Raw genomic sequence first — 14,305 nt, forward strand, 5'->3', positions numbered from 1 at the left:
CAGATTCGAATAAATTTATATAACTAACTTGTAAGATTGATCTTAAGAAATTCCAAAACGCCACTAATTTGTTAATAAAAAAGCACTAATGCTACAAATAGAAGCAAATATTACTACAAATATTAGTTAATTTTGTTGCATGGAAAAAAGTATTCTGCATTTAGATTTGGATGCTTTCTTTGTATCATGTGAACGATTAAGAGATAGTAGTCTAAAAAACAAGCCCCTACTTGTTGGCGGATTATCAGACAGAGGCGTAGTTGCAGCGTCAAGTTATGAAACCAGAGCGTACGGGATTTATTCGGGAATGTCAATGAAAATGGCACGTGCTATGTGTCCTGAAGCGATATGTATTAAAGGAGACTCAGGTATATATAGTAGCTATTCTAACCTCGTTACAGATGTCATACGTGATGAAGTTCCCCTATTTGAAAAAACAAGTATTGATGAATTTTATGTCGATTTATCAGGCATGGACAAGTTCTTCGGTAATTATAAATATGCTAAAGAATTAAGAACAAGAATAATTAATGAAACTGGACTCCCAATATCTTTTGGGTTGTCACAAAATAAAGTAGTCTCCAAAGTGGCAACTGGCGAAGCCAAACCCAATAACGAACTGAAAATTGACTATGGCTATGAAAAACCTTTTCTAGCCCCATTGTCTATTCGTAAAATCCCGATGGTTGGGAATAGTACATCACAAACACTACAAAATTTAGGTATTTATAAAATACGGAAACTACAAGAAATGCCATTGGATGTAATGAAATCTGTTTTGGGCAAAAATGGAGAAACTATTTGGAGACGAGCCCAAGGAATAGACAATACTCCCGTAGTACCATATACAGAGAGAAAATCAATTTCAACTGAAAGAACTTACGAGAAAGATACCACAGATGTCTTAAAAATGAAAGAGTCTTTAATTGCTATGGCAGAGAAAATTGCATACCAACTTCGCATGGATGATCGTTTGACCGCTTGTATTACACTAAAAATAAAATATTCTGATCATAAAACATATTCCAAGCAAAAACGTATAGCCTATACAAGTTCTGATGATAAAATAATTAGTACGATACTCGATCTTTTTAAAACACTTTACAATCGAAGAATACTAGTACGTTTGATCGGTGTGAAAGCTTCGCATCTTGTCAAAGGTTGTCATCAAATCGATTTATTTGATGATAATGAGTCGTTACTCAATTTATATTCTTCTATGGATACTATTCGAAACAGATTTGGAGCATCAGCAATAATGCGCGCTTCTGCAATGGACTCAAAATCAATCCGTAGCAATAGAAACCCTTTCAATGGCGAACCGCCCATAGTTTTAGCTAGGAGGAAACAATAATCATGTATCTCAATTGTCATACATACTATTCGCTTCGTTATGGAACGCTAAACATCAAAACACTTATAGAACTTGCAAAAATGCATGGTTCTAAATATCTAGCAATTACGGATATAAATAGTACAACCGCATGTTTGGATTTTCTAAGAGAAGTAAAAAATGAAAAAATTCATCCTATTATCGGTAGCGATATCCGAAATGGAGTGGAACAGCTATATGTGCTGTTGGCACAGTCAAATCTGGGTTATCAGCGAATTAACGAATTTATATCAAAACATCTTCATAATGATATGGACTTTCCTTTAAATGCTCCAACGCTTGAAGATACAATTGTAATTTATCCATTTCGGAAAGTGCAAGAGTTGAAATATATAAATCTAAAACCAAATGAGTATATAGGAGTTGCACCAAAAGAAATCAATCGATTACGATTTTCCAAAATAAGTACCTATACACAAAAACTCGTGGTACAGCAAACAGTTACTTTTACTAGCCAATCAGGTTATAATGCACATCGATTGTTACGAGCTATTGATTTAAATACACTATTAAGCAAACTACGTATTGATGAACAAGGTTGTAAAAGTCATCAAATGCTTCCCGTATCTGAATTATTAAAAGCCTTTGAAGAATTTCCAACAGCGATTGAGAATACTATCAATTTACTGAAAAGTTGTAGTGTGAACTTTTTATTTGACGAGGATTCTCAAAATATGAATCAAGATATATTTTTCGATAGTGAGGAGGAAGATTTCAACTTTTTGAAATCTGAATGTTATCGATTGTTGGAAACCCGTTTTCCAAATCCAACAGAAGAATTACATGCAAGATTAAAAAAGGAATTGCAGGCAATTAAAAAAATGAAATTTGTATCATATTTCCTTATAAATTATGATATTATAAATTATGCGATTCGCAATAACTATCCTTATATAGGTCGTGGAAGCGGTGCAAACTCTTTAGTCGCATATATTCTTAAAATAACGAATGTAGATCCTATTGAATTGGATTTATATTTTGAAAGATTCATTAATGTATATCGAAGTTCTCCACCTGATTTTGATATCGATTTTGCTTGGGAAGATCGTGAAGATATTACGCGTTATATATTTGAGCGTTATCCAAATACTGCTTTGATGGGAACATATGTAACGTTTCAGTACAAAGCAGTAGTAAGAGAACTAGGAAAAGTTTTTGGATTACCAAAAAACGAAATTGATGATTTCTTACTAGGGAAAAAAGTAAATTCCAAAACAGACAGCGACCAATATTTCAAATTAATAACCAAATACGGAAAACTTATTCATGGATTTCCAAACCATTTAAGCGTTCATGCAGGTGGAATAATTATTACCAAAAAGCCAATTCATTACTTTGTTGGAACCTTCATGCCTCCAAAAGGTTATCAAACAATACAATCAGATATGAATATTGCTGAAAGTGTCGGGATTCATAAATTTGATATTCTTAGCCAAACGGGACTTCCCAAAATTAAGGATGCAATTAAAATTATTCAGCAAAATCAGCCAAATGCAAAAATTAAAAATATACACAATTACAAACAATTTACAAGTGATGACAACATCAATGAACTTCTAAAAACAGGAAATTGTGTTGGGGTTTTTTATGTAGAGAGTCCTGCCATGCGTGTATTAATGACTAAATTAAAAACACAAGATTACCTGAATTTAGTTGCTGCGAGTTCCATCATTCGCCCAGGTGTTTCAAATGGCGGTATGAAAAATGAGTTCATCTTACGCCATAGAAATCTTGAACGCTGTAAACAAGCACATCCAGTAATGCTTGAAATTTTAAACGATACTTATGGTGTTATGGTATATCAAGAAGATGTTTTGAAAGTTGCCCATAAATTTGCGGGACTTTCATTAGCGGAAGCCGATATACTGCGACGTGGAATGCGAGGAAAAGTTCGGTCTAAAGATGAGTTTACTACAATAGAACAGAAATTTATTGATAACTGTAAACAAAAAGGTTACCAAGACTCACTTACCCTAGAAATATGGAATCAAATAAAAGCCTTTGCAGGATATGCGTTTGCTAAAGGACATAGTGCCTCATATGCAGTAGAAAGTTATCAAAGCTTATATCTAAAGAAATATTTTCCGTTAGAGTTTATGACTGCTGTACTGAACAATGGTGGTGGATTTTATAATGTAGAAACTTATATAAATGAATATATTAAATGTGGCGGAATTGTAGAACCTCCTTGTGTAAATAATAGCGATGCTATTTATTGTATTAAAGATAAAACGCTTTATTTAGGTTTTAAGACAATCAAATCATTGGAAGTGAAAACGATTGAAAAAATACTAATAGCGCGTACGCAAACTGGATTATTTACATCATTAGAGGATTTCATAAACAAGGTTTTAATCAGTTTGGAACAAATCATGGTTTTAATACGACTTGATGCATTTCGTTTTACTGGAAAAGACAAACACGAAGTTGCTTGGGAAGCTCATTTTAAATTAAAGAAGTCTAAAAAGTGTGCTTTAGAAGCTACTTTATTTGTTCCTGAACAGAAATCATTTGAATTGCCTAGTTTCAAAACCAATAAATTAATTGATGCTTATGACCAAATAGAATTATTAGGATATCCATTAATTTCACGTTTTGAGCTTTTACAAATACCTACTGTAAATAATTTGCTCGCTCGTGACATTCCTAACTATAATAAAAAACAAATAGTTATATATGGAAAACTCATCACGGCTAAAGGAACTCCCACTTCTGATAAACGTTTAATGCATTTCGGTACATTTCTCGATAGGGAAGGAACCGTTTTTGATACCGTACATTTCCCAAATGTATCTGAAAAGTATCCTATTTTGAGTAAAGGAATTTATAAAATTACAGGGAAAGTCATTGAAGAAATGGAATATTACTCCATCATCGCTGAAAAAGTTGAATTTCAAGCAATTCAAAGTGATCCAAGGCATATTAACACTAGATAAACTTATTTACATACATTCAATATAACGTAATTATAACCTACAAAATTATTACTTTCATGATTCAAAATTTGGTCCACGTCTTAATCTGATATGTCCTTTTACCTCACTAGGTTTGCTATCTAAGTCTTTCCTAAATTGCGAAACAATGAGTTTTTTATCCATAAATAAATCATCGGCAACGGAACGGATATCATCCATTTTTTCACGCCAATTCTCTGGAAACAAAGCTCTAGCAACTTCAGAAGGGCAGTAAGTTTTATCAAAACCTCTAGCTTCTGCGAACTCCAAATGTTTACTTTCAATTGTTAGATAGATTGTTTTTTCCAAGTTTTTATAGTTAAAACATTCAAAAAAAATAAGGTTCAGTATTCGTTAAAATTACTGAACCTTTAATTATTTGACACCGAAGTAATGAAATAAATTATGCTGGTACTTTGGAAGCTATATCCATTCTGTCCCAATTTCGATGTTTTGAAATAGCCTTAATAAAATTCTTAGGCTTTTTATTAATGATGATTGTGGCATCGTCTTTATAATCTGCTACAAATGTTTCATCAATCAAATCAACACCCTCATTATCAGCGGAGATTGCTTTACAATGCTTAAAAGCTTCATTGATAAACTTTTTATATTTAGCTTCATTTTTTAATGCATTCACAGATTTTTTTCCTCCTGGAATGTATATTGCATCAAACAATACACTTTCCGTTGTCATCATAGCAGCATCAACCTCATGTTCCATATTTTCATCACAGGTAATTGTTCCTCCATGTGGAGCGATAAGTTTTAACATGGCACCTTCTTTTTCCAAAGCTTTTTTGGTTTTTTTAAAGTCACTCATGCTAAAACCATCTGCTACCAACACAGCAATTTGTCTAGTAGCAATACTATCAAATTTCGTATTCGCTTGGCTTAGTGCGCCATCACTATCTAAATAGTTTTTCTTTTTTGGTGGTTGATGCTTTTTTACATTCGCATCAGCTCCGAGCGCTTGATTTATCGGCTCATCAATTTTCTTTGGGATTTTTAAACCTAAGCCTTCGGCAACTTGCTTTGCTAAATCTTTATCGATTTGAGATATCAACCATAGCATACGTTCTTTGATATATGTGTGTTTACATTTTCCGAGTTCAAATGTATATGCGTCAGCAACATGTTTTTTCTCCCAATCAGCAAGACTTCTATAAAATAATGCAGGTTGAGAAAAGTGATCGTTGAAGCTTTCACTTCGGGTTCTTATTTTTTTCGCATCAATGCGTTCTTCGTATGAATGAAATCCACCATCTGCTATTTTTGCCATATATGGACAACCGCCACCTAAAGTATTTGGAAAATAGGCAGTATTTCCTTTGGGAATCTCCATTTGCATGTGTCCGTCACGTTGATTATTATATGATTTCGCTATTGGACGATTTATTGGAATTTGATGAAAATTATGACTTCCTAATCGAGATAGTTGTGTGTCTCTATAAGAAAATAAGCGTCCTTGCAGTAACGGATCATTCGTAAAATCGATTCCTGGAACTATATGACCTGGCAAAAATGCAACTTGTTCGGTTTCGGCAAAGAAATTTTCAGGATTTCTGTTTAGTGTCATTTTCCCTATAATTTCAACAGGTACTAATTCTTCTGGAATTAGTTTTGTAGGATCTAACAGGTCAAACTCAAATTTATGTTCATCCTCATCTGGAACAACTTGAATCCCTAATTCCCATTCAGGATAATGACCTGCTTCGATAGCATCCCATAAGTCACGTCTATGAAAATCGGAATCCGCTCCATTTATTTTTACTGCTTCATCCCATGTTACTGAATGTACACCTAGTGTTGGTTTCCAGTGAAATTTTACAAAATGCGATGTACCTTCAGCATTAATTAATCTGAATGTATGAATCCCAAAACCTTCCATCATTCGCAAACTTCGTGGTATGGCACGATCGCTCATTGCCCAAATATGATTATGAAGTGTTTCTGTAGTGCGAGATACAAAATCATAGAATGTATCATGCGCAGATGCGGCTTGTGGAATTTCGTTGTTTGGTTCGGGTTTTACAGCATGTATCAGATCAGGAAATTTCATTGCGTCTTGAATAAAGAAAACGGGCATATTGTTCCCAACCAAGTCCCATGTACCTTCTTCGGTATAAAATTTTACAGCAAATCCGCGTACATCGCGGGCTAAATCTGGCGATCCTTTGGAACCCGCAACGGTTGAGAAGCGAGTAAAAACGGGTGTTTTACGCTTGGTATCCGTAAATATACCTGCTTTACTATATTTTTCGATACTTTTATACAATTCAAAATAGCCATGTGCAGCACTTCCACGTGCATGAACAATTCGTTCAGGAATACGCTCATGATCAAAGTGAGTAATTTTTTCTCGAAGTAAAAAATCTTCTAATAAAGTTGAACCTCTTTCCCCTGATTTTAGAGAATTGTTCGTATCGTTGACTTTTAGCCCCTGATTGGTTGTCATCACTTTATTTTCAGCATCTTTTTCATACTGCTTTAAGTCTTTTGTTTTTTGGTTTTGTGTGTCTTTTTTCTTTGCCATGGATGATTAAATTTTGGTAATTATTATTATAAAAACAAATGAAATTTTAAGTCTTCTAAGTTTTATTTATTTTCAGAAAAAAATTAGTTCAAATAAAAAATTTAGTTGCTGTATTGATTTTTACATGAAAATTCTTTAGAAATCATTTTATAGTTTAGTCACATGAAAATGAATAGGTTTAAATGTACCACCATTACTATCCTCAGCAGAGCAAGCAGTTAAACAAACCAATAAATCCATTTGCGCTTCAAATTGAATAAAATCGTCAGCAACAGTTGTAGGAGGTAAAACGGAAAGTTTTCCTTCTTTATCAACTTCAACATTCATAAATATGTTAAACGCATTTGGAATATCATCTAACGATATATCAAAAGGAGCTAAATTTTTATAAAAATTTTCAAGACAGCTAGGATGATATCCTTCAAAATCATAGAGTATCTCAAAGGTTTCTTTACTACATGGAGCTAATAGGAAATCATTTTTGCCATTAGTATCAACAACAATTTTTACCATTCTGTTAGAGCGGTTACTCCATAAAAAATTTCCTGTAGTTAAAACAATTGATGCTTCAAAATCAAAGGTTTTTCCTGATGATAATTTTTCTTTTACATCGTTCGCATTAAAAAGTAGCATATCACTCACTTGTCCTCCTTCGGGATCAATCACTGTGAGAATTTCTCCTTTTTTAAGTATGAAGGATTTTGCTGATTGTTTCTTAATTTTAATCGGGTTTGTCATTTTCATTTTGATTTTTTCTGAAATGGGCATTTCCAATTCTTTTCTGTGTTTCTACCGCTGTATTGTTTTGCTTCACTTTCATCTCCAAAATCTTTTAATACAGGATTAATTGATCCCTGTAGATTTTTGTCATTTTTCCTTATTCTATTTTTTACATTTTTATAAATTCCCATTTCTCGTAATTTTTCAAATTGCCAATGTAAATTGAATACTACACTAGTATATGGGCTTCTCCTTGCAATTCTTGAACTTCTAGGATGTAATCCGATGATATAATATGCATTCCCCTTTATACTAAAACTAAAATTTTCATTTTTAGGATTATCGCTTACTGATGCGTCCCATGTACAATCATCAAATTCGTGAAGTTTTTGCAGTAATTGCCAAAGTGAAGTTTCAAAATCGAATTCATTCTTATAGTGATTATTTGGAAATACAGCAATGAAAGTTTGAAATTCATTAGAGTCAAAATCATATTGTTTTAAATATTCTTCCAAATGTTTTAGAAGGTTTTGAATGGATGCATCATCATTTATATCTCTATATACTTTTAAATGGTAGTTATTCAACTTAAATAAAGTTTTAGCCATAACACAAGGATGCATGTTTTCAAGTATGAAATTTTTATATTTTTCTCTTATCAAATTGTAATTATTAGAATATTAAAAATTAGCTGTGCCTACTACGAATGTTGAGTTTGAAAATTTATTTTATCAAATTGCGCTAGAATAATTTAGCGATTGTATGTATCGTTAGTTGAAGGTATACAAATCTAATTCTGTATTATTATCGTCACTGACACGATTGGTTTTAATACTAACATGATTGCAACAATTTTATTAATTGATAGTTGATTAATTGGTTTGAGTCAGTATTAAAATGTATTGTGTTAATGAGAAAAAACGTAAGGGAATATTTTTGTGATTAAACAAAACAAATATGACTCTACAAGATATCCTAGAACTCATCCTGACCGTGTTAGGAATATTTACTATCATCATTATTATCACTAGAATTTTTGGATTGAGAACTTTTGCTAAGATGTCAAGTTTTGATTTTGCGTCTACTATCGCCGTTGGATCAGTTTTGGCGTCAACAATTATGAATACAAATTATTCTTTGACTAAAGGGGGAATAGTACTTGCTTCAATAATTGGTTTTCAAACATTGTTTTCTTTTGCAATACGTAAGATTGATTTTTTACAAAAAGCTTTCACAAACAAACCGAAACTCATAATGGTTGATGGAGAAATTTTACATGACGAACTTAAAAGTTGCAATGTTAGTGAGGATGATCTGGTAGCTAAATTAAGAGAAGCCAATGTGCATCAATTTAACGAAGTTAAAGCGGTAATTTTTGAGAGTACTGGCGATATCTCAGTAATTCATAATAATGAAGGTAAAGAAGTAGCTTCACAATTATTAAAAGGTATTAAACAATAGAAAAAATGATCGATTTTTTAAAGAAAAATAAGAATGCTCTTTTAGTTGGTTTCCTCGCTACTGTATTTACGGGATTAGGAATTTTCCTTTTGGGCGATCTCTCTGGATACGAAGCTAAAAACCTACTCAAAGAATCACTCTCTGGATTGAATATTTTATGCAATACCGTAGTGCTAGCTTCAGCAACAATACTTGCTTTACTTTTAACGGTGCTTAGTGTAAGTTCAGGCTCAAAAAATACTATTAAAAAACAACACTATTTACAAGTATTGAATATTGCTAAGTTCGATGTTATTTTATTTATTTCGGCGTTGATACTTTTCCAATTTTTTAATATCCCAATAATGGAATCCAATAACGTTCCTACCTCTTGGTTTGATAAAATTTATTGGGCTACACTAGCTTCAACGTCCATCATTAGTGGCATGATGATTACAGTAATTTTGATGTTGTATAATGCAGTAACTAATTTAATAGCTATTATCGGCTTAGGAGACGACCATCATATGCTTTCTGATTGTGAAGCAAATGAAAAGATAGAAGAAGAAAAAGAGGATATGCAAAATGAGTCATGATGGAAGTTATTAATGTATACTGGTTTAAAAGAGATTTTCGTCTGTATGATAATAAAGCATTTAATGAAGCCTTAAATGCAGATGCCCCTGTTTTGTTAATTTATATTATAGAACCTTCGTTGATAGCCGATGCACATTACAGCGAGAGACATTGGCGATTTGTAAAAGAGAGTATTGATGATCTTAATGTTGAATTAACAACGTATAATACTTCAATTCAAGTATTCTATGGCGAAGTAATTGATGTGTTTCAAAAAATTAGCAAAATTTACACCATTACAAAGGTTTTTTCCACACAAGAAATTGGAATTGATATTACTTATAAACGTGATATTGAATTTTCCTCTTATTGCCTTGAAAATTCGATAATCTGGCATGAATTTCAGAATGGTGGTGTTGTAAGAGGTTTACGAAATAGAGATTCTTGGCGTAGATTATGGTATCAGTATATGGAAGAAGCTATTGTGGAACCTGTTTTTACTCATATAGAGTTTGTCAATGCAGAATTTACTGAAGATATTGTGATGGGATTTCCAACTTACTGGAAATTTGATAATAGTCATACTATGCAAGTTGGAGGACGAACCAGTGGATTGTTGTGGATGGAATCATTTTTTAACGAGCGCTTAGCCTTTTATTCAGATTATATTTCCAAACCTGAAATGGCTCGTTATGGTTGTAGTAGGTTGTCGCCTTATATAGCTTGGGGATGTTTGTCAGTTAGAGAAATTTATCAGAGATGTATTGCTGAGAAAAAATCAAGTACTTCTAAGAAACAGTTGAACGCTTTTATGTCAAGACTACGCTGGCAAGCACATTTTATTCAGAAATTCGAAATGGAGCCTAGAATTGAATTTGAGGCGTTCAATAAAGGGTATTTGGACTTGGCGCAACCAATGAATAGTGAATTTTTAGAAGCTTGGAAAACAGGTACAACTGGTTATCCTTTAGTCGATGCTTCAATTAGAGCTGTTACGCAAACAGGCTATTTAAATTTTAGAATGCGCTCAATGTGTGTGTCATTTTTAGTACATCATTTATTTCAACATTTTTCTACGGGATCAAAATGGTTGGCAAGACAATTTCTTGATTTCGAGCCAGGCATTCATTATGCACAATTTCAAATGCAGTCAGGATTTACAGCCACTAATACGATTAGAATTTACAATCCTACGAAAAACGCATTGGATTATGACCCAGAAGCTATATTTATAAAAAAGTTTGTACCTGAATTAAGAGATTTGCCTGTTGACTTTGCAATACAGCCATGGAAGATGACATCAATGGAGGAAATGTTATATAATTTTGAATTGGGAAAAAGTTATCCTCATCGGATAGTTGATATTAGCGAAACTCGAAAAGAAGCATTGAAAAAATTATATGGAAAACGAAAAGATCCGCTTACTAAAACAGAGAAAGAACGGATTTTAAAGATGCATACACTCAAAAAAAGGTTTCCATAGATTTTAAAATTATAAGCGGTTATCCAATACAATTTCAAATCTATCGAGAAAGCATTAGTTACGCTCTTGGCATATTATATAAGTAACATAATTGTATTTAATAAAGTGGAGATTCCATTAGTTACTATACTTGGATAATCGTTTTTTATGATATCGTAAATTATCCATAGTGTAACTCCTTTGCAGTGTATAACGAACATTATTAGACTCACATCGTTTACTCTTTTTGTTTTAATAGCTTAAATAATTTGCGGTAGTACAGCTATCGTGGTAAAAATACCCGCTACAATTCCTTTTACATATTATATGTCCATGATAGCCGAATCTAATATTACTCCGTCATCGTGCTAACAGTATGGATTCTTAGTTTAACTCAATGAACTATATTTTTAGACTTTTAAAATCGCTAGGACTAATTTTATATTTTTGCTTAAAGATCTTTGAGAAATAACTGTAGTTACTAATACCCACTCTCAAAGCCACTTCTGAAACGAGCAATTCTCTATCTTTTAAAAGTTTACAGGAATTCTCTAAGCGAATATTAGTTATATATTCATTTACAGTGCTGTTATAAAGATATTTGAAAGCCTTTTGAAGTTTATTTGGATTTAGCGCTGTCAATTGTGATAGTTTTGTTATTGATAAATCTTGATCTAAATTTTCTTCGATATAGATGGAGATTTGCTCAACTCTCTGTAATTCATTAATTCTTAATATCGTTTTATCCGATTCGTTTAATTGATCGTCTTCAAACAATACTAATTGCTTTACAAAAATTTGCAAACTGATACTTTCCAAATAAAATTTTCGAATAAGTTTTTGATTTTCATATTTAGAGATATCAGCGAAAAGAGTTTTAAAACCCAATCCATAAAATCCTTCATGGTAAAAGGTTTTGTTAGCTTTAACATCTTTATAAAGTTCTCGTAACTCTTTGGCAATTCCACTAATTTCACAATACGTATTTTGTAAAAATTCTTCTCTATTAATTTCTAGGCTTATAATCTCAATAGCCATATTTTTTTTAAAGGAAATTACATGTCCACTTGTATTTTCACTTGCTACGATAGCACAGGTATTTTGTTTAATTTCGTGAATAGAGTTCTCATTTGCAAATCGATGCTGAATTGGACCTTTTAAAGAATAAATGTATTTGATAGGGTGTATATCGGTTACAGTAAAATCTATCCTAACATCTTCAAGAAATTGGCATTGATAAATTATAATACCAAAACCGTTGTCAAAATTGATTCCTCTAATTTGTCCCTTACCCAATTTTGATGGAATTTCTAAGTAATATTCTCCACAACTTTGATAATACTCAACGTTCATACAAGAAGCTAAATTTTCAATAACTTCTTTTAGTGGTAAGGAATTGACTTTACAAATTTTCATTTTGGCAGTTTTTTTATGAATAGAATGATCTTGGATAGCTATTGCATTAAATTTACATTAATTGAACAGATAAATTAATATTTACTTTCTTTATTTTTATGATATAAACCGAATTGCAAACATTACTTTGATTAGTTATCATCGTTAGATGTTATGCTTTTTGAAACTCTATTTTGAGTTTACTTAAAAATTATATTCGTTTATTGAGCTAACTAATTAACGGTAGAACTGCTTTTATTTTGATCTGTATCATCAATTTCACTAAAATTTATTTTTTAATTCATTACTTTACATCTGCATTAATTAAAAAACTCTATTTGCAACCAAAATGATTAAAATATGAATGCCGAAAATACGAAACGTTTCAACTTATTTGATCTACCAAAATTGCTTTTAGATACTTCAAAATATTGGTTTAATAGTGAGCCTTTTGAGAGAAGTGCAATCGTAGCATATTATTCTATACTTTCACTACCTGCACTAATTGTAATTATCATAAATATTGTTGGTGCTATTTGGGGAAAAGAACTTGTTCAAGGCGAACTTTTGGCGCAAATATCAAAAGCTTTAGGTTCTGATACTGCCGAATCCATACGTTTAATGATAATTGATCGTGGAGAAGTTACTACTTCGATTGTGGCTACTTCAATAGGAATAGGTACTTTAATTTATGGCGCAACAGGTGTGTTTTTCCAAATCCAAAATGTATTGGATAAAATTTGGGATGCCAAACCTAGATTCAAGAATGGCTTCGTAGCAACTATTTTTGCTAGATTAAAAAGTTTCGGATTTATTCTTATAATTGGTTTCCTTTTACTCATAAGTTTTGTGCTTACTTCGGCACTAAGTGCATTTAGCGAAAACTTAAAAAGGTATTTATCGCCGAATTTAGTAGAATATGCCTTTATTTTGGATATTATTGTTTCTTTATTTATAATCTATGCGCTATTTGCAGCAATGTTTAAAATTTTACCTAATGCGAGAATCCCATGGCGAGCAGTTCGTGTTGGAGCTGCACTCACATCTTTATTATTTGTGGGGGGAAAGTATTTGCTTGCTATATACTTTAGTGAAATGCAACCAGGCTCAACTTATGGTGCAGCAGGAGCAATAATTTTGGTAATGCTTTGGGTTTCATACTCTAGTTTAATTTTGTTTTTCGGAGCACATTTTACCAAAATTTATGCTGAAAAATACCTGATATATGTAGAGTCGGAATAATTCAAAATAAGAATTATTCCATTTTGGAAATACTCAATTCGGTACCATTGATGTCGATTTTTTTCTTATGTCCTAAAATATGTTCAAAAAAGCTAAAGCTAGAGCGATTTAATCTTCTTTTTTATCGTTTTTTGTTGCGCTGAAAGACTCAAATAGTTAGCTCAATCAGCAAAAAAATATGAGTGTTATCTCGTCTTAACAAATAACTTCTATTAAATATAATAAAGTGAGTATGAAAATATGAAATTTATACTACAATTTACATTAATCTTGTTTTACCGCAATTTGAAGCTGTTTAATTATCACATCTATACTTGGGATTCGATTTCTTTTAAATCGCTCCCAAAGCTCATACAAAGAACCGACCACATCGGCTAAGTGTGGTTGAGTTTCTTTTGTTGGTGTATTGTATGATGGTTTTGTTTTTCGTCCATTAACTAGAATCAACATTTTTTTCTGTTTCTTGTTTTTATCTTTTGTGACGATTGTGGAATCTAGGTTGATGATATTACGTACATGATAATGTTTGTAGAGCCAATTTAAAAATGCTCTTTTATATTTTATTCTACCTTGTTCATCAAATTCGA

General features: G+C 32.0%; 12 protein-coding genes and 1 pseudogene. 6 read left to right on the plus strand and 7 right to left on the minus strand.

The window, feature by feature from the left end; all coding sequences use genetic code 11:
* Positions 1-139 precede the first annotated feature (139 nt).
* Complete coding sequence (locus tag AA089_RS20680) at positions 140-1,354, plus strand: DNA polymerase Y family protein (protein ID WP_046758916.1); 1,215 nt, start codon at positions 140-142, stop codon at positions 1,352-1,354.
* A gap of 2 nt (positions 1,355-1,356) precedes the next feature.
* A complete protein-coding gene (locus tag AA089_RS20685; RefSeq protein WP_046758917.1) occupies positions 1,357-4,329 on the plus strand; it encodes a DNA polymerase III subunit alpha in 2,973 nt (990 codons plus the stop codon).
* A 54-nt stretch (positions 4,330-4,383) separates the two neighbouring features.
* Here AA089_RS20685 and AA089_RS20690 read toward each other — a convergent pair whose 3' ends face one another.
* The 4 genes from AA089_RS20690 to gntA all read right to left on the minus strand — a co-directional run bounded on the left by AA089_RS20690 (position 4,384) and on the right by gntA (position 8,211).
* A complete protein-coding gene (locus tag AA089_RS20690) occupies positions 4,384-4,656 on the minus strand; it encodes a DUF3253 domain-containing protein (protein WP_053002613.1) in 273 nt (90 codons plus the stop codon).
* 94 nt (positions 4,657-4,750) lie between these two features.
* Positions 4,751-6,883, minus strand: a complete 2,133-nt coding sequence (locus AA089_RS20695) for a catalase (protein ID WP_046758918.1) — start codon at positions 6,881-6,883, stop codon at positions 4,751-4,753.
* Positions 6,884-7,030: 147 nt separating this feature from the next.
* Positions 7,031-7,651 carry a DUF1989 domain-containing protein gene (locus AA089_RS20700; RefSeq protein WP_241480021.1) on the minus strand — a complete coding sequence of 207 codons (621 nt, stop codon included), beginning with the start codon at positions 7,649-7,651 and terminating at the stop codon, positions 7,031-7,033.
* The gene (gntA, locus tag AA089_RS20705; protein WP_241480022.1) at positions 7,624-8,211 is read right to left on the minus strand and encodes a guanitoxin biosynthesis heme-dependent pre-guanitoxin N-hydroxylase GntA; all 588 of its coding nucleotides are present in this window, start codon (positions 8,209-8,211) and stop codon (positions 7,624-7,626) included. Before gntA ends, AA089_RS20700 begins: the two co-directional genes overlap by 28 nt.
* Before the next feature lie 349 nt (positions 8,212-8,560).
* Between gntA and AA089_RS20710 the strand changes: the two genes are divergently transcribed.
* From AA089_RS20710 to AA089_RS20720, 3 genes are read left to right on the plus strand one after another with little or no spacing between them, the layout of a single operon-like run.
* Positions 8,561-9,064, plus strand: a complete 504-nt coding sequence (locus AA089_RS20710) for a DUF421 domain-containing protein (RefSeq protein WP_046758920.1) — start codon at positions 8,561-8,563, stop codon at positions 9,062-9,064.
* 5 nt (positions 9,065-9,069) lie between these two features.
* Positions 9,070-9,639 carry a hypothetical protein gene (locus AA089_RS20715; RefSeq protein WP_046758921.1) on the plus strand — a complete coding sequence of 190 codons (570 nt, stop codon included), beginning with the start codon at positions 9,070-9,072 and terminating at the stop codon, positions 9,637-9,639.
* Positions 9,636-11,102: a cryptochrome/deoxyribodipyrimidine photo-lyase family protein gene (locus AA089_RS20720; protein ID WP_241480023.1), complete on the plus strand. Its 1,467-nt coding sequence runs from the start codon at positions 9,636-9,638 to the stop codon at positions 11,100-11,102. The genes AA089_RS20715 and AA089_RS20720 overlap by 4 nt, the downstream gene beginning before the upstream one ends.
* Positions 11,103-11,176: 74 nt before the next feature.
* Here AA089_RS20720 and AA089_RS25615 read toward each other — a convergent pair whose 3' ends face one another.
* Positions 11,177-11,338, minus strand: a complete 162-nt coding sequence (locus AA089_RS25615) for a SemiSWEET family transporter (RefSeq protein WP_262495038.1) — start codon at positions 11,336-11,338, stop codon at positions 11,177-11,179.
* A 145-nt stretch (positions 11,339-11,483) separates the two neighbouring features.
* Entirely contained in the window at positions 11,484-12,497 is a 1,014-nt protein-coding gene (locus AA089_RS20725; protein ID WP_046758923.1) for a helix-turn-helix domain-containing protein, read from the minus strand.
* 339 nt (positions 12,498-12,836) lie between these two features.
* Between AA089_RS20725 and AA089_RS20730 the strand changes: the two genes are divergently transcribed.
* The gene (locus AA089_RS20730) at positions 12,837-13,718 is read left to right on the plus strand and encodes a YihY/virulence factor BrkB family protein (protein WP_046758924.1); all 882 of its coding nucleotides are present in this window, start codon (positions 12,837-12,839) and stop codon (positions 13,716-13,718) included.
* Between the two features lie 264 nt (positions 13,719-13,982).
* On the opposite strand, the pseudogene AA089_RS25245 reads toward AA089_RS20730, so the two are convergent.
* Positions 13,983-14,305: pseudogene (locus tag AA089_RS25245) on the minus strand (SAM-dependent DNA methyltransferase); the annotation flags it as partial.

This window comes from Kordia jejudonensis (genome assembly GCF_001005315.1).
GTDB classification, from domain to species: Bacteria; Bacteroidota; Bacteroidia; order Flavobacteriales; family Flavobacteriaceae; genus Kordia; species Kordia jejudonensis.